At 71.3% G+C, this 25,510-nt stretch carries 19 protein-coding genes; 4 read left to right on the forward strand and 15 right to left on the reverse strand.

Features of this window, described 5'->3' with window-relative positions; all coding sequences use genetic code 11:
• Window positions 1-817, reverse strand: an 817-nt coding sequence (gene glpX / locus NBW84_RS08730) for a class II fructose-bisphosphatase (RefSeq protein ID WP_250283459.1), incomplete at its 3' end; no start/stop codon positions are given.
• A 793-nt stretch (window positions 818-1,610) separates the two neighbouring features.
• Between glpX and NBW84_RS08735 the strand changes: the two genes are divergently transcribed.
• Complete coding sequence (locus NBW84_RS08735) at window positions 1,611-2,168, forward strand: DUF4245 domain-containing protein (RefSeq protein ID WP_250283461.1); 558 nt, start codon at window positions 1,611-1,613, stop codon at window positions 2,166-2,168.
• A 122-nt stretch (window positions 2,169-2,290) separates the two neighbouring features.
• Here NBW84_RS08735 and NBW84_RS08740 read toward each other — a convergent pair whose 3' ends face one another.
• Window positions 2,291-2,593 (reverse strand): exodeoxyribonuclease VII small subunit, encoded by a 303-nt coding sequence (locus tag NBW84_RS08740; protein ID WP_250283463.1) that lies wholly within the window; start codon window positions 2,591-2,593, stop codon window positions 2,291-2,293.
• Window positions 2,594-2,975: 382 nt separating this feature from the next.
• On the opposite strand from NBW84_RS08740, the gene add reads away from it, so the two are divergent.
• The gene (add, locus tag NBW84_RS08745; protein WP_250283465.1) at window positions 2,976-4,079 is read left to right on the forward strand and encodes an adenosine deaminase; all 1,104 of its coding nucleotides are present in this window, start codon (window positions 2,976-2,978) and stop codon (window positions 4,077-4,079) included.
• A 222-nt stretch (window positions 4,080-4,301) separates the two neighbouring features.
• On the opposite strand, the gene NBW84_RS08750 is transcribed toward add, so the two are convergent.
• The 3 genes from NBW84_RS08750 to xseA form a co-directional block, all read right to left on the reverse strand.
• Window positions 4,302-5,510: a glycosyltransferase gene (locus NBW84_RS08750; protein ID WP_250283467.1), complete on the reverse strand. Its 1,209-nt coding sequence runs from the start codon at window positions 5,508-5,510 to the stop codon at window positions 4,302-4,304.
• Between the two features lie 112 nt (window positions 5,511-5,622).
• Window positions 5,623-6,435, reverse strand: coding sequence for a polysaccharide deacetylase family protein (locus NBW84_RS08755; RefSeq protein ID WP_250283468.1), 813 nt, complete (start codon window positions 6,433-6,435; stop codon window positions 5,623-5,625).
• A 618-nt stretch (window positions 6,436-7,053) separates the two neighbouring features.
• Entirely contained in the window at window positions 7,054-8,289 is a 1,236-nt protein-coding gene (gene xseA / locus NBW84_RS08760; RefSeq protein ID WP_250283470.1) for an exodeoxyribonuclease VII large subunit, read from the reverse strand.
• Between the two features lie 147 nt (window positions 8,290-8,436).
• Between xseA and NBW84_RS08765 the strand changes: the two genes are divergently transcribed.
• Window positions 8,437-9,405 carry a 4-hydroxy-3-methylbut-2-enyl diphosphate reductase gene (locus NBW84_RS08765; RefSeq protein WP_250283473.1) on the forward strand — a complete coding sequence of 323 codons (969 nt, stop codon included), beginning with the start codon at window positions 8,437-8,439 and terminating at the stop codon, window positions 9,403-9,405.
• A gap of 211 nt (window positions 9,406-9,616) precedes the next feature.
• Here the strand turns inward: NBW84_RS08765 and NBW84_RS08770 are convergent, their stop codons facing one another.
• On the reverse strand, window positions 9,617-10,876 hold the full coding sequence (locus tag NBW84_RS08770) for a hypothetical protein (protein ID WP_250283475.1): 1,260 nt from the start codon (window positions 10,874-10,876) through the stop codon (window positions 9,617-9,619).
• Between the two features lie 526 nt (window positions 10,877-11,402).
• Between NBW84_RS08770 and NBW84_RS08775 the strand changes: the two genes are divergently transcribed.
• Window positions 11,403-12,131, forward strand: coding sequence for an acyltransferase (locus tag NBW84_RS08775; RefSeq protein WP_250283477.1), 729 nt, complete (start codon window positions 11,403-11,405; stop codon window positions 12,129-12,131).
• A gap of 238 nt (window positions 12,132-12,369) precedes the next feature.
• Here the strand turns inward: NBW84_RS08775 and NBW84_RS08780 are convergent, their stop codons facing one another.
• The 9 genes from NBW84_RS08780 to rmuC all read right to left on the reverse strand — a co-directional run bounded on the left by NBW84_RS08780 (window position 12,370) and on the right by rmuC (window position 25,446).
• Window positions 12,370-14,256, reverse strand: coding sequence for a lipopolysaccharide biosynthesis protein (locus NBW84_RS08780; protein ID WP_250283478.1), 1,887 nt, complete (start codon window positions 14,254-14,256; stop codon window positions 12,370-12,372).
• 106 nt (window positions 14,257-14,362) lie between these two features.
• Window positions 14,363-15,535 carry a glycosyltransferase family 4 protein gene (locus tag NBW84_RS08785; RefSeq protein ID WP_250283480.1) on the reverse strand — a complete coding sequence of 391 codons (1,173 nt, stop codon included), beginning with the start codon at window positions 15,533-15,535 and terminating at the stop codon, window positions 14,363-14,365.
• 136 nt (window positions 15,536-15,671) lie between these two features.
• On the reverse strand, window positions 15,672-16,454 hold the full coding sequence (locus tag NBW84_RS08790) for a hypothetical protein (RefSeq protein WP_250283482.1): 783 nt from the start codon (window positions 16,452-16,454) through the stop codon (window positions 15,672-15,674).
• Window positions 16,451-18,952, reverse strand: coding sequence for a glycosyltransferase (locus NBW84_RS08795; RefSeq protein ID WP_250283484.1), 2,502 nt, complete (start codon window positions 18,950-18,952; stop codon window positions 16,451-16,453). The genes NBW84_RS08790 and NBW84_RS08795 overlap by 4 nt, the downstream gene beginning before the upstream one ends.
• Window positions 18,942-20,156: a glycosyltransferase family 4 protein gene (locus tag NBW84_RS08800; protein WP_250283485.1), complete on the reverse strand. Its 1,215-nt coding sequence runs from the start codon at window positions 20,154-20,156 to the stop codon at window positions 18,942-18,944. Before NBW84_RS08800 ends, NBW84_RS08795 begins: the two co-directional genes overlap by 11 nt.
• On the reverse strand, window positions 20,153-21,310 hold the full coding sequence (locus tag NBW84_RS08805; RefSeq protein ID WP_250283488.1) for a glycosyltransferase family 2 protein: 1,158 nt from the start codon (window positions 21,308-21,310) through the stop codon (window positions 20,153-20,155). Before NBW84_RS08805 ends, NBW84_RS08800 begins: the two co-directional genes overlap by 4 nt.
• Window positions 21,301-22,239, reverse strand: a complete 939-nt coding sequence (locus tag NBW84_RS08810) for a glycosyltransferase family 2 protein (protein WP_445548251.1) — start codon at window positions 22,237-22,239, stop codon at window positions 21,301-21,303. The genes NBW84_RS08805 and NBW84_RS08810 overlap by 10 nt, the downstream gene beginning before the upstream one ends.
• 1,240 nt (window positions 22,240-23,479) lie before the next feature.
• Complete coding sequence (locus NBW84_RS08815) at window positions 23,480-23,923, reverse strand: DUF6542 domain-containing protein (protein ID WP_250283494.1); 444 nt, start codon at window positions 23,921-23,923, stop codon at window positions 23,480-23,482.
• Window positions 23,924-24,177: 254 nt separating this feature from the next.
• Entirely contained in the window at window positions 24,178-25,446 is a 1,269-nt protein-coding gene (gene rmuC / locus NBW84_RS08820) for a DNA recombination protein RmuC (RefSeq protein ID WP_250283492.1), read from the reverse strand.
• Window positions 25,447-25,510 lie beyond the last annotated feature (64 nt).

A 25,510-nucleotide genomic window follows, 5' to 3' on the forward strand; every position in this document is an offset into this window, starting at 1 on the left:
GTACGCGCCGAAGATCGTGGCCGGCGTCGGCGAGCTTGGTGCGCTCGGCGTCGTCCCGCGGCCACAGCCGTCCCTGGATGACACCGCCGAGACAGGTCACCGCGCACGCGCTGATGATCCCCTCGGGGGTGCCACCGATGCCGAGCAGCAGGTCGACGCCGGTGTCGGCGGAGGCCGCCATGACCGCGCCGGCGACGTCCCCGTCGGAGATGAGCTTCACCCGGGCGCCGGCCGCGCGGATCTGCTCGATCAGCTGGACGTGGCGCGGGCGTTCCAGGACGACGACGGTCACGTCCCGCGGATGCACGCTCTTGGCCTTGGCGACGGCCCGGATGTTGTCCTCGACCGGTGCGGTGATGTCCACCACGTCGGCGGCCTCGGGGCCGGTGACGAGCTTCTCCATGTAGAAGCAGGCGCTCGCGTCGTACATGGACCCGCGTTCGGACACCGCCATCACGGAGATCGCGTTGTTCATGCCCTTGGCGGTGAGGGTGGTGCCGTCCACCGGGTCGACGGCGACGTCGCACTCGGGGCCCTCGCCCGAGCCGACCTCCTCGCCGTTGAAGAGCATGGGGGCCTCGTCCTTCTCACCCTCGCCGATGACGACGACGCCCCGCATCGACACCGTGCCGACGAGCCGTCGCATGGCGTCCACGGCGGCCTGGTCGGCGCCGTTCTTGTCACCGCGCCCGACCCATCTGGCGGCCGCGAGGGCCCCCGCCTCGGTCACTCTGACGAGCTCGAGGGCGAGGTTGCGGTCGGGTGCCTGCCCCTGGACGACGAGCGGGTCAGGAAGGTTCGCGCTTTCGGCTGCCACGGAAGTGAGACTAGTTGCACATGAGTGAATCCGCCCACCGATAGCCGGCGGGCCACCGGCGGCCCGCCGGCCGCGGGGCGGACGTCACCCGGTCACGTCCGGTGTGGCCGGTCACGTCCGGTGTGGCCGCGCGGGGCCGGTGTGGGCCGCGCGGTGCCGGTGTGGGCCGCGCGGTGCCCTGGCCGCTTGGTCCGGCGGGGCCGGCCGGTACCCGGGCGGATACCCACCGGCACCTGGCTCCGGCGGGGCGGCCGGTACGGAAATATGATCGCGCCGCTTTTGGGACGGTAGTCCTCAGAATGCCAATGTCAGGTGCGTGACATCTAGATCGTCTTACTTGGTGCAACCTTGACCGGCGGACATACGTCCAACTCCACGTATGGGCGTCCGGCACGCGGAGGGGGCGTGCCGGACGCCCATCTATTGTTTACCGACGGCCGCCGCCAGGCGTTCGGCCTGGCCGGAGGACACGCTGTTATCTGGCTTACGTCCAGGCCGTTCCTCAACAGGGCCGCACTTCAGCCGGGCGGTGCTTCGACGGGCGGTGCTTCGACAGGCGTCCGGGAATTATTTTATCGATGATGTTTCCTGAATCCGGTGTGCGGCTGTCGCGGCTGTGGCCCCGGGGCGCCGGCAGCCCGGCCCACCGCCGTCCACCGTCATGACGGGTGGCCGGCCGGGCGCGCGGGCCACCGTCCGACGATGATCGGTACGGGATCGCCACGGACGAGACAGGGACCGAGCGGGCCGACTGTCCCGTCGGGCCGCGTCCCGGGGACGGCAGGATGGAACGATGGCACGACGACGCGGTCAGGAAACGATCCGAGACATGGCGCTGTCCCTCGGAGTGGTGATGGCCGGGGTGCTGCTGGTCGCGCTGTTCATGCCCAGAGGCGGCGGCGACCCGGTGCGCCCGGTGGACACGGCCGCCCCGGTGGCCGCGTTCGCGCGGTCGGCGCCCTTCGGTGTCCTGGCGCCGACCGGCCTGCCCGGCCACTGGAGGGCCACCTCGGTCCGGGCCTCCGGGCTGTCGGACACCGAGCCGGGAACGGTCGAGCTGACGATCGGGTACGTCGTCGACCGCCCGGACGACAGGACATACGCGCAGCTCAACGAGAGCAACGCCCGGGACGCGGTCAAACGCGTCCTGGGGGACCGGCCCGTGACGGGGACCGTCGAGCTCGCCGGAACGTCCTGGCAGGAAAGACGGGATGACGCCGGCCATCTGGCGCTGACCCGCCAGACCGGTGACGTCGTGCTGATCGTCTCCGACGGCGGTGGCAAGGGCGGGGCGTCCGCCGCCGACCTGGGGGCGCTGGCGGCGTCGCTACGCCCGCACGCCGCGCCGTAGGCCGCGCGTCAGCAGGCCGCGCGTCAGCAGGCCGCGCGTCAGCAGGCCGCGCGTCAGCAGGCCGCGCGCCAGCGGGTGAGCCTGGCGTCAGCGGGCGTCTGGCGTCAGGGGCGCCTGGATTCTCAGTGGGCGCCCGGATCCGCGGCCGCGTCGGCACCGGCGGCCTCGACGGCGCCGTCGAGGCGGGCGCGGGCTCCCTCCAGGAACGCCTGGCACACCTTCGCAAGCTCTTCGCCGCGTTCCCACAGCGACAGCGACTCCTCCAGGGTGGTGCCCCCGGCTTCCAGCCGGCGGACGACCTCCTCCAGCTCCGACCGGGCCCGTTCGTATGTCAGCGCTGTCTGCCGCGCCGGCGCTGTCCGGCGCTGTGCTGTCCCTGCTGATGCTGCGCTGTCCGGCGGCACCGCGCTGTCCGGTTCCGGCATCGAGCCTCCTCACATCTGTCGGCCTCCCGCCCCAGCCTGCCCGCCCCAGAGCAGCGCCGCCCCTCCCCGGGAGGGCAGCCGGGGAGCGCCCGAGGGACGATGTAACACCCAGCGTCAGCGAGCCGTTTCCACAGGTGGAGGCCCCGTCGTCGGCAGCTGCCGGAAGATCCTCTGACAGTCCCGGCAAGCATGGTAACGAGTGTGTAAGTGGCCGCTCTGGCAGCCACTTACACACTCGTTCCGGTGAAGGGGCAGCGGGGGAAGGGGCTGTGCGGTTCTGTCTGGTGGGACGGGTGTGCCGGGGCGGTCGTCCGCCGGCATGCGGGGTGGTGGCGCCCGTACGGACCGTGTGGTGTTGTGTGGGTCGTGCGGGCGGCAGCCGATGAGTGTCGGTGATGCCGGCGGGCGGGCCGGGAAGGGGTCGGGCGTGACAGGGCGGAACGTGGCGGAAGAGCTCGGTGACGAGGAGTTCGTCGACGCGCTGCCCAAGGTGGAGCTGCACGTCCATCTTGAGGGATCCATGCGTCCGCGGACCCTGCTCGCCCTGGCGCGCCGCCACGGGGTGGACGATCTGCCCACCGACATCGAGAGCCTGACGAAGTTCTACGAGTTCCGCGACTTCGACCACTTCATCGAGGTGTATCTGGCCGCCGTCCGGGTGCTGCGGGACGCTGACGACTTCGCCGTCCTCGCCAGGGAGACCGCGCTGGGGCTCGCCGGCCAGGGGGTCCGGTATGCCGAGATCACTTTTACGCCGTTCCTGCATATCGGGCGTGGCATCGACGCCGACGAGCTCTTCGGCGGCATCGAGCGGGGCCGCCTGGACGCCGAGCGGGAGACCGGCATCCAGGTGCGGTGGGTGACCGATATTCCCGGCCTGCCGGGCATGGACCTGCGCCCCGCGTCCGAGGGCACCGTCGAGTTCGCGCTGAGCCGTCGGGAGTCCGTGATCGCGCTCGGTCTCGGCGGGCCGGAGGCCGGTGTGCCCCGCCCGCAGTTCGCCGAGGCGTTCACCGTCGCGCGGGACGCCGGGCTGCACCGCGTCCCCCACGCCGGCGAGACCACCGGGGCGCGCACCGTCTGGGACGCCCTCGAGTACCTGCACGCCGAGCGCATCGGCCACGGCATCCGGGCCCTCGACGACCCGGCCCTCGTTGATCATCTACGGGCACACCGCATCCCGTTGGAGGTGTGCCCGACGTCGAACCTGCGCACCGGGGTCGTCGCGGGCTATCCGGACCACCCGCTGCCCACGATGATCGAACTGGGGCTGCCGGTCAGTCTCAACAGCGACGATCCACCCATGTTCGGTACCACGCTGCGTGACGAATACCTGCACGCGCTGCGCAGCCTGGGGCTGCGCCGCGACCAGGTGGTCGATCTGGCCGCGGCCGCGGTGGAGCACTCGTTCGCTCCCGCCCCGCTCAAGGATGCCCTCCGCGCCGAGATCGCCGCGGCCGCCGACCGCCTCCAGGCCGCTTCCTGACCCAGGCCGCTGGTCTCTTTCCCCCTGTGCGCCCAGGCCGGCACGGTCGAACGGCTGGCGGCCCCGTTGGCGCGGCCGTCAGCTCCGCTCTGTCACCCCGTGCGGCTTGCGCACCTCGGCTTGGACGCCGTCTTCGAGGTCTGGAACCGCTGACTGGCCCTGCTGGCATGTTCGCCGGCAGGGCCAGTCAGCGACCGGTCTGACGACCGGTTCAGGCCGGGTTCAGGCCGAGAGGGTGTGGATGTTGGGCGTAGTGGCCTCTGCGGCCGGGTTCGCTGCCGGCGACGGGCTGTCCTCGCCGGAAGCACCGGAAGCACCGGAAGCGCTGGAAGCACCGGAAGCGCCGGCGGCAGCCGGGGAATCCGCGGCGTTCGGGGAATCCGGGGGAGCCGGGGCCCGGGTGGTGCCGGTGACGGTGCCGGTGGCCGGCGCGCCCGGCGGTGTAGGACCGGTGGCCGGGAGGACCGGGCGGCGGCCGGCCGCCCGCGCGGGGGAGAAGGCAGTACGGATCACGGCGAGCAGAAAGCTCAGGATGGTCGTCCCGGTTCCCGCGACGATCATGCCGGCCCGTGCGAGGCCCGCCGGGCGTCCCCGGAGAAAGGCCCCGAGACCGCCACGCACCCCGCGTGGCAGCACCTTGAGAACGAAGTCGCGTTCAGGGCCGAGCGGGCCGCGTGCCGGCGTGCGGTAGCCCGCGCACAAACGCCGGAGCGTGGCCTTTGACGCGCCTTCCGCCCAGCACCGGCGCACGACGTACGAGGGACGCTGCCGTTGGGCGGGCACCTGATGATGGATGACCGCGGCCGGTTCATGCACGAACCGGCCGTCCGGGATCAGGGCGGCGGCGCGGACGCACAGCTCCGTTTCCTCGCAGCCCGACGCTCCCCTGAGCTGCCGGCCCAGGCGGGTGTCGAAACCGCCGGCGGTGGTGAACACGCTCCGCCGGAACAGGGCGCAGCCACCGAAAACATTACGCACGGTAGTCTGCTGGGTGGGTAGGCCCTGGTGGCTGCAACCGACCGTCCAGAGCAGTTCGGGCGGGAACCAGCCGGGTTTCTCACCGCCCCAGTCAGGGGTCACCCAGCCGCCGACTCCCAGAATGTCGGGGCCGGCGGTCGCGACCTGCACGAGAGATGACAGCCAGGACGGATCGGCGACCGCGTCATCGTCCAGAAATGCCACGAACTCGCTGTCGACCGCGGCAATACCGACATTACGCGCATGGGACAGCCCGGTACGCCCCCCGGTGCTGAGGACGAGTTCGGCACCGGCCCGCTCACGCAGCCGGGCGAGCAGCTCGTCGTCACCGTCCACGACTACGACGACACGTTCCGGGCGTAGTTTCTGGTCCTGGAGCGAGTCGAGAGCGTTCATGAGTTGCGGCCATCGTGCCACGAGATGACTGCACACCACGACACTGACACTGGTCACGGTTTTCTCCACGGACGTTCGGGGCCTCGGGACGGCGTGAACGGGACGGCGTCCGCGCCGTCTTCCGGCCAGCTGGTGCGGCCGGCCGGCGGGCGGGCTTCCGGTAAACCGGTCATGGTTGTTCCTGGACGGCCGGCTCCTGGCGCGCGCGCAGGCCGCGCCGGGCGGCCCGGAAAGCACGCCACGGGGTCCGGGTGCCACGTCGCAGGTACGGAACAACCCCGGGCTGGCCACCGCGGACCAGCGCGAGGGCCTGTTCCGGGCTCGTCGAGCCGGTGACTATCAGCCGGCTTATCGAGAACGGGGACGTGTCACGGCGGTGAATGCGGTATCCCACCTCACAGGCGGAGGCGAAACCGGCGTCCGCCACGGCCGCGCGGACAGCTCGTGTGTGATAGCCGAACGGGTAACAGAAACTCCGGGCGGGAGAGCCGAGCTCGGCTCCGAGCAGGCGGCGGCTGGTCTCGACGTCACGGCGCAGTTCGGGGCCGGCCAGCAGGTCGAGGTCGGTGTGCCGGTGGCCGTGCGAGCCGATCTCGTAGCCGGCGGCGTGGAGATCCCGCAGGTCGGACCAGGCCAGCAGGGGGGATGCGCCCTCCGGGTAGGCCGACAGCCAGGTCGCCCGGCCGCCCACGTAGGCGGTGGGGGCGTAGAGGGTCGCTCCGGCGCCCACCTGCCGCAGTGCCGGGACGGCGTGCGTGGAGAAATCCGCGAAAGCGTCGTCGAAGGTGATCGCGACATGTTTCCCGGCTGGTTGGGAAAGCGCTTCGGAAAGGCCCAGCAACTGGTAGCCGGCCGCACTCAGGCAGGCTAGCTGCTCGACGAGCAGCGCCGGCGGGACCTGCCATCGACGAAATGCCGCGCTGGCGCCGTTGCCGATACTGTGGAACATCAGCACGGGCAGGACGGAGAAACTTTCGGTCATGCCCGGCCCCGGGTGGTGGTTTTGTTTCTCCGGTTGGCCATGCCGGGCCGCGATGTGCGCGGATTGTTTCCGTTGCGCTGCCCCGTTGATTCACCGGCACGATAGTGATCGTGTCGGGATTGTGGCGCCGAGGGGCTCCGGGGTGGCTGGCGAGAAACTTCTCCACCGGCTGAACACGAGCGCGCCAGCACTGGTCGCGCCAATGTTTTCCTCCCAGGGGCCCGGGGATGTGGGCCGTCGGCGGTGCGAAAAACCATGATCGCGCTGCCCCCCGGCCCGCTGACGGACGTTTGAAATCTTCCGCTGGAAATCATAGCACCACGGGTGTGAAGGAACGTGCCATGATCCAGGAAATAGTCTGACGACTACCGTCCGAAGCTGACCGGATGTATTGCGTCGTCCCCGGTTGGTTTACCGAGTTTTCCTGATGCCCTGGTGGGCGCGCGGCGGCGGTGGCACCTGACGATGATTCCCACCGCCCCGGCCGGCCGAAAGCTTTTCGATCATCTTTTTCGTGGCCCGGGCCCGGGCCCGGGCCCGGAGCCCCCGCCCCGCTCCACCCGGCCGGTGCCGGCTTCCCGGCTCGGGCGGACCTCCCGAACGGGGCGGATTCCCGGCTCAGGCCGGGATGTCGGTCCGCGTCGGCGCGCCAGCGGTCGCGGGGAAGGAGCCGCCCGCGACCCGTATGGTCAGCGCGTCCCCGGGGCCGGCCTGGCCGGGGTCGCGCACGACGGATCCGTCGGCGGCTCTGCGTACCAGCGCGTATCCCCGGTCCAGGGTGGCCGCTGGTGACAGCGCGTGCAACTGGGCCGACGCGTGGGCCAGTTCCTGCTCGGCCCGCTCCAGCCGGTGGAGCACGCAGCGCCGCCCACGGAAGCGCAGCGCCTGGATGTGCTCGTCGTGACGGTCGAGCTCACGCCCGGGCGCGGCCAGCGCCGGGCGGCCGCGCAGGTCGGCCAGCCAGCGCTCCTCCCGGTCCAGGCGCTGCTCGACGGCCCGCCGGGCCCGGCCACGCAGCGTCGTCACCAGCGTGAGCTGTTCGGCCACGTCCGGGACCACCCGCTTGGCCGCGTCCGTCGGCGTGGACGCCCGCACGTCCGCGACGAAGTCGAGCAGGGGCGCGTCCTGCTCGTGACCGATCGCGGAGACCACCGGGGTGACGGCCGCGGCCACGGCCCGCACCAGCGCCTCGTCGGAGAACGGCAGCAGATCCTCCAGCGACCCGCCGCCGCGGGCGATCACGATGACGTCCACCTCGGGGATGCCGTCGAGTTCGCGCAGCGCGTCGATGATCTGCCCGACGGCCAGCGGCCCCTGCACCGCGACCTCGCGCGGGACGATCCGCACCGCGGGCCAGCGGCGGCGGGCGTTCATGACCACGTCCCGTTCGGCGGCGCTGGCCCGCCCGGTGATCAGCCCGACGGCCCGGGGCAGGAAGGGCGGCCGGCGCTTGCGGGAGGCCGCGAACAGCCCCTCGGCCGCGAGCATGCCGCGCAGCTGTTCGAGCCGGGCGAGCAGGACCCCGGTGCCGATCGGGCGGATCTCGGTGACGGCGAGCGCGAGCGTCCCCCGCGCGGGATGGAACGACGGTTTGCCGTGGACGACCACCCGGGAGCCGTCGGTGAGCGCGGCCCCGAGCGCGTCGCAGACCGCCCGCGGGCAGGTCAGCCGCAGCGACACGTCGGCTACCGGGTCACGCAGGGTGAGGAACACGGTGGCCAGGCCCGGCCGCCGCACGATCTCGGTGAGCTGGCCCTCCACCCAGACCCGGCCGAGCCGGTGGATCCACTCGCCGATCGCCCGGGCGACCGTCCGCACGGGCAGCGGCTGCTCCGGGGTGGAGGTGAGCGCCATCGGACAACGGTAACCACCGTGGTCGCGCGGGCCGTGCGGGTTTTCGGGGCGATGCACAGAACGCGGGAGCTGTCCCCCCGGGCCGCCGGCATGTGACGGTTGTCGTTCCGCCTTCCAGGCGCTGCCGGGCCGCGTAGACTCCCCGGCATGGGGCGGATCCTGTTGGCCAATCCGCGCGGGTACTGCGCTGGTGTCGACCGAGCGGTACAAACGGTCGAGAAGGCACTGGAGCTGTACGGCGCTCCCGTCTACGTGCGTAAGCAGATCGTGCACAATGCCCACGTCGTCAAGACGCTGGAGGCAAAAGGCGCGATCTTCGTGGAAGAGACCTACGAGGTCCCCACCGGGGCGACCGTGGTGTTCTCCGCCCACGGCGTCGCGCCGACCGTCCACGAGGAGGCGAGGTCCCGGGAGCTGCGAACGATCGATGCCACGTGCCCACTGGTGACCAAGGTCCACGGTGAGGCACGCCGGTTCGCCAAGGAGGACCTCGACATCCTTCTCATCGGCCACGAAGGCCACGAGGAGGTCGTCGGTACCACGGGCCAGGCGCCCGACCGCATCCACCTCGTCGACGGCGCGGAGGACGCGGCGGCGGTCAGGGTCCGTGACGAGTCCAAAGTCGCCTATCTGTCCCAGACCACCCTGTCGGTCGACGAGACCGAGGTCACCGTGCGGGCGCTGCGCGAGCGGTTCCCGCTGTTGCAGGGGCCGCCGAGCGCCGACATCTGCTACGCCACCCAGAACCGGCAGGTGGCGGTCAAGGAGATCGCCGGCCAGGTCGAGCTCATCCTGGTCGTCGGGTCGCCGAACTCGTCGAACTCGGTACGCCTGGTGGAGGTCGCCCTCGACCACGGGGTGCCCGCCGCCTATCTGGTGGACAACGCCGAGCAGGTCGACCCCGCCTGGCTCGAAGGGGTTGAGACGATCGGCGTGACCAGCGGGGCGTCCGTCCCCGAGGAACTGGTGACGGAGGTCGTCGCCTGGCTTGCCGAACGCGGCTTTGGCGACGTCCAGCAGGTGACATCGGCGGAGGAACATCTGCTGTTCGCCCTGCCGCCCGAGCTCCGTCGGGAAATCCGTGCTCGGGAGCGGGCGGCTAGCAGCAGCCTGTAAGCAGCCTGTAAGCAGTCGGTAAATAGCCGGCGAGCAGCTGGTAAGTAGTCGGTAAATAGCCGGTAGTCAGGCCGTGGCCGACCGGATGCCGGTTGTTCCGGGCGTGCCCCGCGGGTGAATCCGTGGGCACGCTCGGAACGTCTCACGCACATTCAGGCGCGTCCGTGTATCCCCGAGCGGCCGGTGACCGTGAGCCGGGCCGCCGGGCGTTTCACCGGGCGCCGGCGAGCAGCGCGACCGGATCCGCGCAGAGCAGGCCCACAGCCCGCCGTACGGCCTCCTGCTCGAAGACGCTCGCGTGGAAAGCCACCGTGACGTGCACACATCCGTGCAGTTCGGCGAACTGGAAGGTGACGTAGTCCGGCTGGCGCTGGGTCGTCGCCGACAGGTAGTAGATATCCGAGCGGCTGCCCCGCCACGGTAGTTTCTCGAAACCGCGCGGCCGTCCGAGATGATTCAGGACCAGGGACGGATGTGCCGGGAAGGGCGCCTGGTCGCTCAGCGCCGCGATGCGCCCGACCTGGGCGAAGCCGGTCAGCAGGCTCATCGTGGCCAGTGTGCGCCCGTTCGCGGTCGCGGCCTCCAGCGCGGCCGACACAGCCACCGGATCACGGGCGTCCGTCGGTTCGACATAGATACCGATCGTGAAGTTGCCATCGAGCCGGCGGCCGCTCGGAAGGAACTTCCGGTTGTCGACGACGGTGTAGAAACCGCTGGCCGCCGGCCGCATGCCCGCCGCTTCCACCGCTGCCCGGACCGCGGCGAACACCACCATCGTCCGGGTGACTCCGGACGCGTTGCGGGCTTTCCATTTACGCAGGTCGGTGAGCGCGCTCCTGGAGAGCACCCCGGAAACCACGGTGAAGTCCGGCTGCCACGGCCGGTGCCGTGTCCCGGCGGCCGGGCCGGGCGCGGCCGGGCGCGGGGTGCGCAGTGTCGCGAGTATCCGCCCGGGTTTCCGGCCGTAGTACTCGCCCAGGGCACACGCCAGGGGAAGCCGGGTGGACGGCCGGTGCAGGCTCAGCGGCGGGCGGCCTTCCGCGGCGGCCAGCAGCAGTTCGGCGCCGGTGTCGAGGACGAGCCGGGCGTCCCCGAGCGGATGGGCCAGCGACAGCGCCACCGTGTCGCGGCCGACCGCGATCCGGAAGGGGACGTCGTCGACGTGCGCGGCATACTGCCGCAGCAGTAGCTGTTCCGGCCCACCGTCGTCGGCACTGTCGTCGAGTGCTGTGATCATCCGCTCGCAGTGGCTGTCGAGTTCACGGCCCGTCACCGGGCGCCACCGATGGTAGTCATGGTCGGGCCGGCGGAACAGCCGGTGGTCGGGAGCGATCCAGGCGAGCTCCCGCACGGCTGCCCGGATCGTGTCGACATCGGGCAGGTCCAGCGGCCCGGTGACGAAGACGGAATGGGCGCCGAGCCATATCCGGTCGCGGCCGGCAACCCGCTGGGACCGTGTTCTGCCTGGCATCGTCGATTCACCTCCGGTGTGCTTGTCCGCCGTTCCGCCAGTCCGCCGTTCCGCCAGTCCGCCGTTCCGCCAGCAACGCCGCCGTCCTGTCAGAAGGAGGATACGGACCATATAGCAGTACCGTTCTGACGGGAGAACGGTGTGGCAGGTGTCGTTATGTGTTCGGTCGGCAACGGATACAGGTGCCCGTCTCCGGGCCGGGTATCCGGACGCCGACAACCCGGTCCGGAGACAAGCGGACATGCTGACAAGCGGACATGTTGGAGAGCGGACCCGTTGGAGAGTGGCCAGAGTCGGCAAGCGGACATGACACCGCGCTGCGCCACCGATGCCGTTGACATCCTATCCCGCCGGATCCGGCCGGCCGGCGCGGCGGTGATGTCCGGCCGCCGTTCATTACTGATCATTATATGTTGTTCGCGGGTGACTATATTGCTACCGTCGGGGTGGTTGTTCGGACGGCGGGGTGAGGCGGGGCCGCGCCGCGAACCCGCGCCGCGGCCGGTGTGCGCGAAGGAGATCGGTTGTGCGTCGTGGAAAGCTCTGGGAGCAGCTCAAGCTCGAGTTCTGGATGCTCGTGCAGGGAACCATCGTCAATGGCATAGGCGGGTCTTTCCTCGTCCCGCGTCCGCTCCGCTTCCTGCTCTATCGTCTCGGTGGCGTGCGGACCAGGACGATGAACATCATGCCGGGCTCCATCGTCGGTCATCGCGCGAGCTTCGGCCGTGGGACGGCGATGGCCTCCAGGTGTTTCATCGAGAATTCGGCGCGGGTCCGGATCGGCGAGCGGGTCAAGATATCACCCCAGGTCACGATCCTGACCTCCACGCACGACGTGGTCAACGGTGAGGTCAGCAGCACGGTGGTGCCCAAGCCGGTTGTCATCGACGACGACTGCTGGCTCGGCGGCAGGGTGACCGTGATGCCGGGCGTGACCATAGGTCATCACTGTGTGATCGCTACCGGTGCCCTGGTCAACAAGGACTGCAAGCCCTACGGGCTCTACGCCGGATCGCCCGCCCGCCGGGTCCGCGACATCACCCCGGAGGAGCCCGCCGCGCCGCTGGCGTCCGCTGCGGGGTCTCCCGCCGCCTCGGCACCCCAGGCCGCAGCGGTATCCCCAGCCGCAGCGGCGCTCTCCGCCGCACCCGTGCCCGCGGAGTCCTCGGCGGCGCTGGTGTCGCCGGCGGCCGGCCTCACCGCCGCACAGCCCACCGCCGCACAGCCCATCGCCGGCCGGACCCCGGCCCGGTGACCGGCCGCATGCCCGCACGCCCGCACGCCCGACCAGGTCGCACGGGCCGGGATGTGGTTCCCGTGGCGGTCCCGCCGAACCCGTCCGTAGCCGTGTCCGCTGCTCCGTAGCCATAAGCACAGCCCGCGGCGCCCGGGATGATCCGGGCTGTTCGGCCCGCGGCCCTTCTTCCCGGGCGCTTCTGGGACGTGCCTCCCACGGTTTATGGCCCGGCGGTCCCTACGGGTTCTCGTCCGCGTCAACTGTTCGCGATCAGGTTGTTCCCGTCGTTCGGGCCGCTCCTGTCGTGATGGTCGTGATGGTTGCCGGTGGAGAGCGGGCGCTTGGCCAGGACGCGCCTGGTGAGTGACCGCAGGCGCAGGGTGCTCTCGTCCGGCGGCCGCTCCGACCGGCCGGGCCGGTGCCGGACGGTGGCGGTCCGTTCATGATCATGATGCGATTCGCCGCTGGTGCTGCCTGTGCTGCCGAGGTAACGGGCGATGTCCCGGTCGTCGACCGGGCGGAGCAGCTCGAGCGGGTAGAAGCGGGCGGCCAGCCTCTGGTGCGCGGCTGTGAGCGGTCCCGCGGTGCTCACCGGTGGGCTCACCGTCGCGTGGGGGCTCACCATCGCGATCGCGGCTTCGGGCCTGCGCCAGACCACCGACAGCGACGGCAGGGTGATCACTGCTTCCGCCACCACCGCCAGCAGCCAGCCCCAGCACAGGCCGTTCACCCCGCCGAAATGGCCGCCGAGGAGGGCAAAGGCGATCTCCATGGCCGTCCCGGCGCCGACCACCCGTAAGGCGGATCCCAGCCGTCCCTGCACCCGCCGCAACGAGACGTAGTGGTCCTTTATCACCAGGGGCACCCCGGCGAGCATCATGATCCGGAATGCGCTGACGGCCACCCCGCCGGTGTAGGCGCCACCGAAGATGGTCATGACAAGGCCGGCGAAGGGCGCCGCGATCAGGAAGGTGACGACGGCTGCGGCGAGTCCCAGCGGCAGCGTCGAGCGGATCTTCGCCAGCGCGTGTTCCTCGTTCTGCCCCGACTGCGCGAACACGGCGATGGTCAGCGCGAACGGGATGATGAAGAAGAAGGACGCGGCAAGGCGCGCGGTCGTGAAATAGGCGGTGTCCGCGGCGGTCGCGGCGAGCGCGGCGAGAATGGGCAGCAGCAGGGTGGGGAGCTGTAACGCCAGGTTGAGCAGGTGGTGCCCACCGGCCTCCCCGCGCATCTCCCGCAGCTGCCGGAACCCGGCGAACCGCTGGCGGTGGGTGGCCGCGGTGCCGGTACCAGCACCGGTGCCGTCCGCTGGCCGCTCGTCCGGCCGCTCGTCCGGCTGGGGCCGGCGGAAGTAGCGGTAGCAGACCGGCAGGGACAGGGCCAGGCCGGCTACCCAGGCGAGGTAGAGATCCAGCCCGGACGTCCAGCCGATGAGCACGAACACCGGGATCAGCCCGAGTTTGACCACCGACGTGACGACGTTGCGGATGAGCTGCACGGCCCCCCGCGCCGCCGACAGCAGCGCGAAGTCCAGGGTGGAGGCCACCGCGAACAGGACGACCCCGACACAGAACAGCACGGCGGCGAACACGCTCGAGCTGACCGGACGCAACGTCTCGGACAGGAACGGGGTGACCCCGGTCCACGCCAGCGCCAGCAGGCCGGAGGTGATCCCGACAACGGTGATGGACGCCCGCATCAGCCGGAGCCGGTCCGGCTCCCGCTCGAGCAGGGGGAGCTTGGCCATCAGCAGCGTGCCCAGGCCGAGCATCCCGACGGAGCCGAGGACCGTCATCGCCGCGATGGTCGCCGACCCCACCCCGACCGCGTCGACAGTGTAGGTGCGCGCGGCCAGGGACCAGAACACCGCCCCGAGGACGGAGGTCACGATCTGTGTTCCCACCATGGACATCGCGATGGTCAGCAGGTGCGCGAGACCGGCGGGCAGCCGGCCGTGCCCGGCATCCACCGGCGGTGGGCTGCCGGCGGCCCCCGCCGCAGTGGCCGCCGTGGCGCCCGCACTGGCGGTGCCGTTCACGGTGATGTCGTTCGCGGGTGGGCCGGCGGTGGCCGTACTGTCGCGGGCCGCGACGTTCGTGGTGCTGCCGGCGTCGGTGCTGTCCCCATCGGCGCTGTTCATGCCGGCGCTGTTCATGCCGGTGTTGGCGCGGCCGTCCCATCCACCGCGCCCGTCATCACTATGGGTGACTCCGGGTGGACCGTGTCCGTCGGCGGGCAAGGGTGCGTCATGCGTGGGCACGGTAGGAGTCTGCGAGCGCGTTGGCGCAGTCGTCCCAGGTGGGCAGGCGGGTGGACGGCGTGCCGTGGCCGCCCTCCCCGACCGGCGCGTCCCCTGTGCCCCCTGTGCCCCCTCCTGTGGCCGTCCGTGTTCCCGCGGCTGTCTGTGCGCTCAGGTGACGGAGCAGGGCCGCGGCGACCGTGTGGGGGTCCGCCGGGTCGTCGACCCGTTCGGCCAGGCCGCGGTCGGCCAGCTCGCCGAGACCGGTGCCGGGGGCGACCACGACCGGACGCCCGAGCGCGATCGCCTCCATCACGGCGACCGGGTGGGCTTCGTACTCGCTGAGCAGGGCGACCACGTGCGCGCCGGCCAGCAGGTCGGTCATGCTCTGGCGTTCGGCCGGCGGGACGAAGGTGAAGCCGACCCGGTCGGCCACCCCCAGCCGGGCGGCCTGGGCCCGCAGCTCGTCCTCGTAGGGGCCGCGTCCCACCAGCACCAGCTGTGCCCGCGGCTCCTGTTCGAGCAGGGCGGGCAGCGCGGCGATCAGGTGGTGCTGGCCCTTGTACTTCTCGAAACGGCCCACCGAGACCACGGTCGGCGTGCCGGCGGCGGGCCGGATGCCGGTGGTGCTGGCGGGCTCGACGCCGTTCGGGATGACCCGCAGCCGGTCGGTGGCCACCCGCGCCAGCCGGGCGAACATCTCCTTCTCGAACTCGGCGACGCAGACCACCTGCCGGGCGCGGCGCAGCAGCGGGCCGAGGGCGCGCCACTGGGCGCCCCGCAGCCGGTGGCGCGCGGCAGACGAGTGGCCGCCGGTGTGCGGGCTGACCAGGTAGGGCGTGCGGGCCGCGAGCGCGGCGGTCATGGCGATGACCGGGACGGCGGTGTGCGCCCCCTGGCAGTGCACGAGGTCGTAGTAGCCGCCGCCGACCGCCGCGCGGATGCGTGGAGCGACGTAGTAGTCGCGCTCGCGCGGCCAGGCGGGCACCCGCCGCACCCGGATCCCCTCGACCACTTCGACGGGGGGCCGGCTGCCGTCGCGGTCGGTGGTCAGGATGTCCACCCGCAGGCCGGGCATGGTGTTCAGCCGTCGGGCCGTCTCGTAGACATGCGTCTCGATCCCTCCCATGTCGGGAAAGAACCGAGGGGTGACCTGGAGCACGCGAAGTCGTCCGGGCACGGTTATTGCTCCCTCGAGGTGGCGAACGCGGAGGTCAGGGCACGACACATCGGCACTGGGCTACGGCTGTGAGGTCTGCGGTGGTTGCGGTGGTGCGGCCGGGATGTGGCCGGGGCGCCACGGTAAATACCGTAAGTCATGGAATGGTTATCGATTGTACGATTTTTTCGCCGGCGAGCAGGTGGATCGTGGTCGGGGCGGGAACGGCCGCGTTCCCCACGGCCACGTCGGTCCTGTCTTTGCCCGCTGCCAGCGGCAGCCGCCAGCGCCGGCCCGCGCTGTTGACCACCTCCAGTGTGAGATCGCCGTTGTCGCCGTCGGCCCGGGTGACGGTGACCTCCAGGCCCGACTGGGTCCGGGTGGCGCCGAGCGCTGTCACCGGCGCGTTCATGGTCGTGTCGTCCGACCACCACGACAGGCCGACCGCCACGGCGATGATCAGTACTGGGACGGACGTCAGCAGCACGGCCCGGCGGGGCCCCGTCCGCCAGCCCCCGGACGTCCAGGAGGCCGGCTTCCAGGGCTCCGCCGCTCGGGGCAGGAAGGTACGGATCCGGGCCGCGACGGTGGCCGGCCGCAGGCCGCCGGCGGCGGCGAGGGCCACCGCCACGGCGCCGAAGAGCAGGTCGTAGGCGAGCGGGTTGTCGGCGAGCCCGACCACGGCCACCAGCAGCGAGCCGACCATCAGCCCGGTGACGGTGAGCAGCAGCAGCGCGGCGATGCTCGCCGGGGGATCCACCTGGGAGGTGGCCGGGGAGCCCGCCCGGGAAGCGTCCGCCGCGCGGTCGTGCCCGCGGGGGCTGCCGCGGCCGCTGCCGGCTTCCGCGCTCCGGGCGAGAACCGCGTGCAGGCCTGCGACACCGAGAACGATGATCGCGGTTCCGAGGACGGCCTGCGCGACGGTTGTGACGGCGTTCACCGGGCACCTCCGACGGACCGTGATCCCGTTGCCGGCGGAGCTGCTGCCGGCGCTGCCGGCACTGCCGTTGCCGGTGTCGCCGGGGCCGCCGGTGACCAGAGGGCGGTGACGTCGTATATCTTCACCGGCCCGTTGTCATAGACCTTCACCGAGCCCGGCTGGGTGTCGAACTTCGCCAGCATCGCCGCTGTCAGCCGGGTGCCCTCCGGCGCCTCGCCGTTCTCCGCGTAGAACGTCTCGTGCGGGAGGCCGTCGGCGAGCCGGGTGTCGACGATGACGTACTGGATGCGGCCGGCCGTCATGACCGCGCGTTCGTAGTCCCCGAAGGTGCTGCCGAAGTAGAGCGGCGCGCCGCTCGCCCCACTGCCCAGGCTGGTGACGAGCCACTGGCGGCCGACGCTCATCAGCCGGACCCCGGTCTCACGGTCGCCGACGATCCGGCTGCCCGCCGGCAGCGCGGTGTTCGCCCAGTTGGTGGCGGCGACCACGTACGGGTCGATGGAGCGCCCGTCGGCGATCACCAGGTAGGGCCCGGGCATCCGTGACCAGTCCGCGCCCGAGCCCAGAACCGTCCCACCGATGAACACGAAGACCGCGAACGCGGCGGTGAGCCGTACCCGGAACGCCTGCCTGGTCGCGCGGCGGGTCGCCAGGTAGCTGGTGACGGTGAGGCCGAGCACGGCGGCGATGCCGAGGTAGACGAAGGTGGACAGGCGGGTGGACAGCTCGGCCGTGCGCGGCGCGACGGTGCCGATCACCGTCAGCGGGAACGCCAGGTGCATCAGCCGCAGCAGCCGGTACAGCGTCGCGTGCCGGCTGTCGGTGTCCGGCCGGAACCTGAACGGGCCGATCGGGATGACCGACACCGACCACAGCAGGGTCGAGCCGAGCAGCGCGACGATCTGCCAGGCCGGGGTGGGCGTGCCGGCCGAGTCGGTGAACATCTTGCGGCTCTTGGCCTGGCCGCTGGCGACGTTGCCGGCCTGGTGGAAGCTCTCCGAGAGGATGGGGCCGAGGTAGTCACCAAGCATCGAGACGTTGACCAGTGCCCAGCCGGCGGCCGCCACCAGCCCGACCAGGGTGACACGGGCGAGCGCCCCGCCGTCCGCGCGGTCCCGGCGGGCGAACGCGCACAGCGTCCACCCGGCGAACAGCCCCACGGTGATCCAGCTTGTGATGTGGTGGGTCAGCGACAGCGCGATCCACGTCATCACGATCAGCACGCCCGCGGTGGCCCGCCCGTACCGGTCGCGGTCGACGACGACCAGCAGGAGCAGCACGGTCAGGGCGATGGCCAGGGTCTGGTAGGCGAACTGCGCGTTGAAGAAGAAGAACTGCGGGCTGCAGGCGTAGATCGCCACCCCGGCACCGGCCGCGTAGGCGGACCGGCTCACGCGTTCGATCAGCAGGAACAGGCCGTACACCAGCAGGACGCGGGCCAGCAGGACGACGCCGGTCACGGCCACCTGGTCCGGCACGCCGAGCAGCTGGACGACGGCGTTGGTCAGCAGCTCCAGCCCCGGGAAGCGGGGGCTGACCGGCAGGCCCGGATGCGAGGTGAAGACGCCGCCGGTCGCCTGCAGATCGAGCAGGGTGCGCAGGTGCAGCAGCTCGTCGAACTCGCGGACGGCGGAGATCTGGGTCAGCTCGAAACAGAAGTACAGGCCGACGCCGAGCAGCACCGACACCCGCAGCCGTTCCCGGCGGGAGGTGTCCGTCCGCAGCAGGCGGGTCACGCCGGCGACGAAGACCGTGATCAGCCCGGGCCAGAGCAGCGCGGTGCCCACGTCCGGATGCCCACGGCGCCCGAGCAGGTAGGACACGGCGACCAGCAGCACCCCGGCGGCCATGACGGTCGCGACGGCGCGGGACCGGTCGGGGCCGGTCGGAGCATGACCAGCCGGGCCCGCGATGACGGGCTGTGCGGCCGGATACCCGTCGGCGACGGGGACACCGCCCGGCCGCCCGCCGGCCGGGCCGTCCCAGGACGCCGGCGCCCTCCGCCACGGCCACCAGGACCGTGACCGCCAGGACCGCGGCCGCCACGGCCACCAGGACCGCGGCCGCCAGGACCGCCACGGCCGCTGGTCCGGTAACGGCCCGCGGCCCGCGTCGGTGTCGCCGACCGGCTCGGCGGCCGGCCCGGTGACCGGCTCGAGGAGATCCGCCACCGGATCGCGCGTGACCACGATCGTGTCGGGGTCGGCAGGCGCGTCCGGTAACCGCGCGCTTTCCTTCATCCGGTTGTTCACCCGGTCGTTCACCCGGTCATTGTCGGGTGCGCCGGGTCTCGCGCGAGCGACGGATCCGACGGCGCGTCCGGGCACGGGCTTCGTGAGGACGATGGTGTCGGTGCGTTCCCGCAGCCCGCCTCCGGCCGTCGGCACGGCGTTGTCAGCTGGGCTGATGCGGGTCGTGTCGTCGTTGGCCGCGCCGTCCGCGCTGGGCGCCCGGGATCTGGTGGGCCGGGTTTCGGTGGGCCGGGATTCAGCAGGCATGGGCCAGGTCCCGGTAAACGGCTTCTATGCGTGGCACCACTTCGCCGGCGGTGAAGCTCGCGGCACGGTCGCGGGCGCGCCGGCCGAGCCGCTGCCGCAGGGACGGGTCGGCGAGCAGCAGGTTCATCGCCGCTGCCAGGGCCACCGGATCCGACGGCGGGACGAGGACACCGTCCTCCCCGTCCCGGACCATGTCCGCGATGCCGCCCATCCCGGTCGTGACGACCGGGACGCCGGCGGCCATCGCCTCCAGCACCACGGTGGGGCAGGGATCCGGCCAGATGGACGGGACGACGGCGAACGCGGCTCCGGCGAACGCCTGCATGATCTTTTCGTGGTCCCATGGCTCGGCCACGACGGCCCCGGCCGGCAGCTGGTCCGGCAGGTGGGGGGTGCGGCGGCCGACCATCAGCAGTGGCGGGCGGTCGGCGGGCAGCCGGGCGTAGGCGTCCAGCAGGATGCCGACGCCCTTGTCCCGGCTGAGATCACCGACGTACAGCAGGTAGCCGCCCGCGGTCATACCACCGGGGACGGTGTGTGACCTGGTGTCCAGCAGCTCGTCCGGGATGAAGTTCGGGATGACCTCGAAGGGTATGCCGCCGGTGGCAAGGGCGCTGTGCCGGGCGACCGCCGAGCTCACCGCGATGATCTTTTTCAGGGCCAGCCGGCGCAGGGCGCGGCCGCCCTGGTTGCCGGCGGCCGTGGCGAGGCCGACCGGCCCGCCGTAGTGGTCGTGGGCGCAGCGGACGCACCGCCGCGGCGACGGGCCGGCGCACACCTGCTGGCCGAGGTACATGAAGCGCTTGGTGGCGCAGACATGGCTGTAGTCGTGCAGGGTGAGCACCATCGGCGCGCGGGTCGTCAGGCGCAGCGGCGTGAGGCTGTTGACGATCCAGTTGTGCGCGTGGATGACGTCGGGACGCTCCTCGACGATGACGCGCCGCAGTGCCCGGGTCACCGCCGGGTCCGGCAGCGGCGGCGCGTAGAGCCGGTCCCCCTCCCCGTACAGGAAGGGCAGCGACGCGGTGACCGGCCGGACGGTCCGGATACGCATCCCGTCCCGGGTCGTCGTCCCCGATTTGTCACCGAAGGTGACTACGGTCACCTCGTGACGGTCGGCCAGGCGCCGGCCGAGGTTGTGGACGTGCCGTTCCTCGCCACCGACGATCGGCGGGAAGAACTGGGCCAGCAGAAGAATCTTCACGAGGCGGGACCTCCGGCCGGGCGCGCCTGGCCGCCCCTGCCGTCGGCCCTGTCGCGGCGGGCGGCGACGGGCAGCAGCAGGCGGCCGTGCAGATATCCGGCGGCCGTGAGCGCGGCCCCCGAGACGATGCTCACGGCGCCGCGGCGCCGGCCGGGGGTGCGCATCTCGCGCCAGACGGCGCGGGGGAGCGTCCGGGACACATAGGTGCGTTCCGTGGCCAGGGCGGCCGTGCTGCCGACCCGCTCCGAAATGAGCGCTTTCGACCGTCCCTCGGCATAGCAGCGCCTGCGGAAGTAGGTGAAGGAAGCCCGCGCCGGCGTGACACGGTGGTGCACCCTCGCGCGCGGCTCGTAGAGGATGGTCGCCTGGGGGTCGGCCTGCCGCAGCCGGATGCCGAACTCGGTCTCCTCGCACCCCAGCGGGGTGGACCCGATCCGGCCGATGCCGTCGCTGAAGCCACCGACCCGCTCGAAGACGCTCCGGCGGAAGGACATCGCCGCGCCGATGGGATTGCGGACCGGCTGGGCGGAGGTGGGCAGGCCCTCGTAGCTGCAGCCGACCACCCAGTCGAACTCGGGAGGGAACCACGCCGGCCGCCCCGAGGCCGGCCAGGTCGGCACGGCGGCACCGCCCACGCCCTGCACGGTCGGTTCCGCGTACGGGGCCAGCAGGTGCTCGAGCCAGTCGGGCGCGCCCTGGGCGTCGTCGTCGAGGAACACCACGATGTCACCGCGAGCGGCCCGCACGCCGGTGTTACGGGCCGCGGACAGGCCCCGGGCACCGGTGTTCGCGAGCACCGTCACCCCGTCGAAGGTGGCCCGGGCGCGGGCGAGCAGGGCGTCGTTGTGGTCGACGACCAGGATGATCTCGTCTGCCGCCGTCCGCTGGTGGCGGACGCTCGCGATGGCGGCGACCAGGTCGTCCCAGCGCTCGAGGGTGTAGGCGCAGATCACCACGGACGCGGCCGGCGTCACCGTGGGCCGCGCCGCCGTGGCGGGCCGCGGCATGACGATCGTGGAGGGAGGGGCCTGCGCGGGGATCAGCGAGGCCGGCGCGGCAGCCGTCGCGCCGGCCGCCGCGTGGGAGGGGCCGAGGGCCGGACGGGAGTCGTCGGTTCCGCCCGGGGCGGTGCCGGTGGATGCCGTCACGCGCATTCCGCCTCGGAGCTGGCCACACCCAGCGCGCCCACACTGCCCACGCTCGCGTCGGCTTCGGGAACCTCCAGGCGGACGCCTTCCGGGGTTTCGCCGCGTGCCTGCCAGGGCCGCAGGACGGTCAGGCTCGGGCCGACCGCGGCCGCTGCGGACCAGCGCGGTACCAGCCTCCGCCGCCGGCCACGCGAGCCACGGGACTCGGCCAGAATGGTGCGCAGGACCCGCAGGCCGTCGGAAAAGGCGTTGAGGTTGCTGACTCCGTGAATACGGGGATGTTCGAAGCTCGGTATTTCCACCACGCGCAGACCGGCCCGGGCCACCCGCATGTTGATAACGGTCTCGACCTCGAAGCCGTCCCCCCATTCATAGACTTCGGAACGATCGCCCGGCTCCAGGTTGAGGGCGGGCAGGCAGTGCCGCCAGAACGCGTTGTAGCCGTAGCAGAGGTCCGAGTACCGGCAGCCCAGGAAAATGTTGACGAGGCCGCTGAGGAAAGCGTTGCCGGTCCGCCGCAGCCGGGTGATGTCGCTGCTGCCGCCACCGTTGATGAAGCGGGATCCCTTTGCGAAGTCCGCGCCGGCGGTGAGGGCCCGGACGAATTCGCCGATCTCCGCGGGGTCGGCCGAGCCGTCGGCGTCGAGCATGACGAGGATGTCACCGGTGGCCGCGGCGAAACCACATGCGAGCGCGTTTCCCTTGCCGCGGCGGGTCTGGCCGACAACTATGATGTCAGGACGCAGTGACCGTGCGACCGCGACCGTGTCGTCGGTCGACCGACCGTCGACGAGGACGATTTCGGCATCAGCGGGCAGGTTTTTGAAGACGTGCGGAAGGTTGCGTGCCTCGTTGAGCGTCGGAATAATGACGCTGACAGTCGGAATTTTGATGGTCGTCGGTAGGTCCGAGCGTCCGGACACCTGTCCCCCCATACGCTGGATGTCGGGATGCACCGTGGGTCAGGCGGACCCGAGCCGATGCGGTGCCCCCGGTTCTCTGTCGGCTTTCCCTGCGGTGGTCGCCGTTTCAGTGGTTTGACCCGGCGCTTCCTGACGGTGTGCCACGCCTGGCGGCGTACTTGGCTGTCGTCACATGCCCCCCCGGGCGCAGGACCGGCAGCCGTCATCACCTGTCTATTGCGTCATCTCCTGCCGTTGGACGTCCGTGATCTTCTGGTCGGCCAAAGGTGTCACGATCAGTGTTCCGCGAGCAGACGGCAGCCGCAAGGACTGTTGGCCGCGGGATCGTCGAGACACCCATGATCCAATTGGTTGATGATGATCCAATTGATTGACGAGAGTTCGCGGTCAAAAATTTAGCATCGCCCGCGGAGGCGGTCCCGGCCGGGCGGTGCGCTCAAATATTGTTTGCACGTTGTTTACAGTTTGTTCATTTTATGCGATCAGAAGCTCTGGCGATGAATCGCGATCCGCTGAAATCGTGACGCTGATATTGCTCAGCGTAGTTTTGATAACCAAGAGTAATGCAATGTTTGCACGGAGTTCTGATCGGGCAGGGCTCCGGGTGAGGGCTCGGAGCCGCCCTGGGCGTCGCCGGCCCGGATGTCCGCACAAATTCCCTCGCATCCGTGTGCCCGGCGTCCGAACGACGACAATGTGTTTTCCCGATCTTACATTCTGGTTCGTTGTTGAATTCTTGTGATCTTGTGATGAATTTCACCGTTGCCCGCGGGATCCCCTGCGGCCCGGGCCGGTCGGCCGTCTGAGCGACGCGCTCCTATGGCTCCTGCCGGCAGGACAATTATTATGCTGTTTTTTTGCGACCTGGGCGGTCCGGGAAGCCGGGAGTTCCGGCCGGCCCAGGGCCGGTGGATCTTCGTATCGCGCGGGGCGCTGCCCGGGCGTCCGACACCCGTCGGGCCCGGCCCGGCTAAGGACGCGGGCGGATCCGCGAGAAGGCGGGGCACGGGCAGCGTCCGCAGTCCGACCCGGGGCGGTAATGTCGGTGATCGACACGAGAATGACCACAGCGGCAGGTTGCCCACCATTGGGCCAGGCCGCCCCTGGCGGATCTTCGAGCGCGCGGGCAGCCGTCTGCGCCGGCCAGCGCCCAGCGGTGCCGGCACCGGTGTTCCCCCAGCTCGCGGTGTGCGTCTACGAGCACACTGAAAACGGTACCGGATATCCGTCCGGTACCGTTCCGGCGAGCCCGCTAGGCGGTCGGCCGGCGGCGATTCCCGGGTGGCCTGAGGTTTCGTTCGTGTATGTGCCGGGTAACCCGTGCGCGTCGCGCGCGGACCGCGGCGATGAGGACAACGACCGCGAAACCCAGCAGCAGGACAGGAGCTCGCAGAATCAGGTCGGATCCGATATTGATCGCCTTGCTCTTCAGCCCGCCGCCGCTGTCGCCCGACGACCGGGTGAATCCGACGCCAACGGCGATCAGCGCGTAGACCAGTGGCGGCGCGATGACGATCCCGAGGAGGTCGTCGGCGTGCACCCGGGTGGCGGCGAGGATGCAGCCGGCGATGAACAGGACGCCGAAGGCGACGCCCGGGGAGCCGGACAGCGCCACGTCGATGGCTGCGCCGACCGCCCCGGCCAGGGTGAGCAGGAGGGCCGCGCCGAGCGCGGTCAGGCCGCGCCGGCTGCCCATCACCACGGTGGGCGCCTCGTCGCCGCGTCGGCCCTGGGTGCGCCCGCGTCGAGCGGTTGGTGGGCCGGCACCTCTGGCGCGGCCGGACGGACCGGTCGACGGACGACGAGGTGGCGAGTTCACTTGGGCAAGGTACCGCCCGGCGTTGCCCCAGGTGTCACCGGCGAGTGTCATCTCCGCGCGGGACAGTTGAAAGCATCACTTTCGGTATTGACGTTAAAACGTTTGGCGACTCCCGGTGCTCCTCGACGAGATCATCCAGATGTACCGCCGGCCGTGCCCGCAAGTTCGGTCGCGGACAGTGCGCGTACGCCGGTTTTCACCGGCGACGGTGCCGCCAGTACGTCTTCCACCACCTCCATGGCGGCGAGCCTGCGTGCCGGCACCAGCACCCGGCTCTCCAGGGAGCCCACCGCCGTGTTGAAATCGGTCACCGTCCGGCTGAGCGAGCGGCCGAGCCTGTCCACATGCTCGCCGAGGGTGCCGAGGCGGGTGTAAAGATCCCTGCCCAGTTCGAAGATCTCCCTGGTCCGGCTGGTGAGCGCCTCCTGGGTCCACGCGTGGGCGACCGTACGCAGCATCGCGATCAGCGTGGTCGGGGTCGCGATGACGACCTTTTTCGCGGCGGCGTGCTCCAGCAGCGTCGGGTCCTTCTCCAGTGCCGGCGCGAGGAACGCCTCGGCGGGCACGAACAGCACGACGAACTCCGGGCTGGCGGGCAGGTGCCGCCAGTACGCCTTGGCGCCGAGCGAGTCCACGTGCGTCCGCAGGTGCCGGGCGTGCGCGGCCAGCCGCTCGTCCCGGGCCCGTTCGTCGCGGGCCTCGGCGGCCTCGAGAAAGGCCAGCAACGGCACCTTGGCGTCCACGACGATGTTCCTGCCGCCCGCGAGATGGACGACCATGTCCGGCCGCCGCACGCCGTCCTCGGTGCTGGTGACCGGCTGCTCGGTGAAGTCGCACCGGGCGAGCATCCCGGCGACCTCGACCACCCGGCGCAGCTGCATCTCCCCCCAGGCGCCGCGGGCCTGCGGCTTGCGCAGCGCCGTGACCAGCGCCGCCGTCTCGGCCCGCAGGCCCTCGGAAGCCTGTTGGACGCCCCGGACCTGCTCGACGAGGCCCGCGTACGCCTCCACCCGCGAGATCTCCAGCTCCGCGAGGCGCTGCTCCATCCGGCCCAGCGTCTCGCGCAGAGGGCCGACGAGGTGCTCGACCGCGGCCCGCCGCTGCTCCAGGTCGCCGGTGGCGTGGGCGCCGGCCTCCTGCAGCCGGGCCGTGGCGAGCTCCAGGAACTGCCGGCTCGCGCCCTCCAGCGCCTGCGCGGACAACGCCTGGAACGCCTCGCCGAGACGCTGCTGGCTGCGCTCGACCAGGCTCACCCGCTCGGCCGCGGACCGCCGCTCGTGGTCGAGCGCGCTGCGCATCCCCGCGAGGTCGACCTCGGCCAGCGCGGCCCGCTCCAGCGCGGCGTGCTCGGCCCGGCGCAGCGCCTCCAGCTCGCGGGCTGTCCGGCTGTGCTCGGCCACGAGGGCGTCGAGCCGGGCGCCTGTCTCTTATACACATCTCCGAGCCCACGAGACAAGAGGCAAT

The sequence above is a fragment of the Protofrankia sp. CiP1_Cm_nod2 genome (assembly GCF_920664355.1).
Classification (GTDB): Bacteria; Actinomycetota; Actinomycetes; order Frankiales; family Frankiaceae; genus Protofrankia.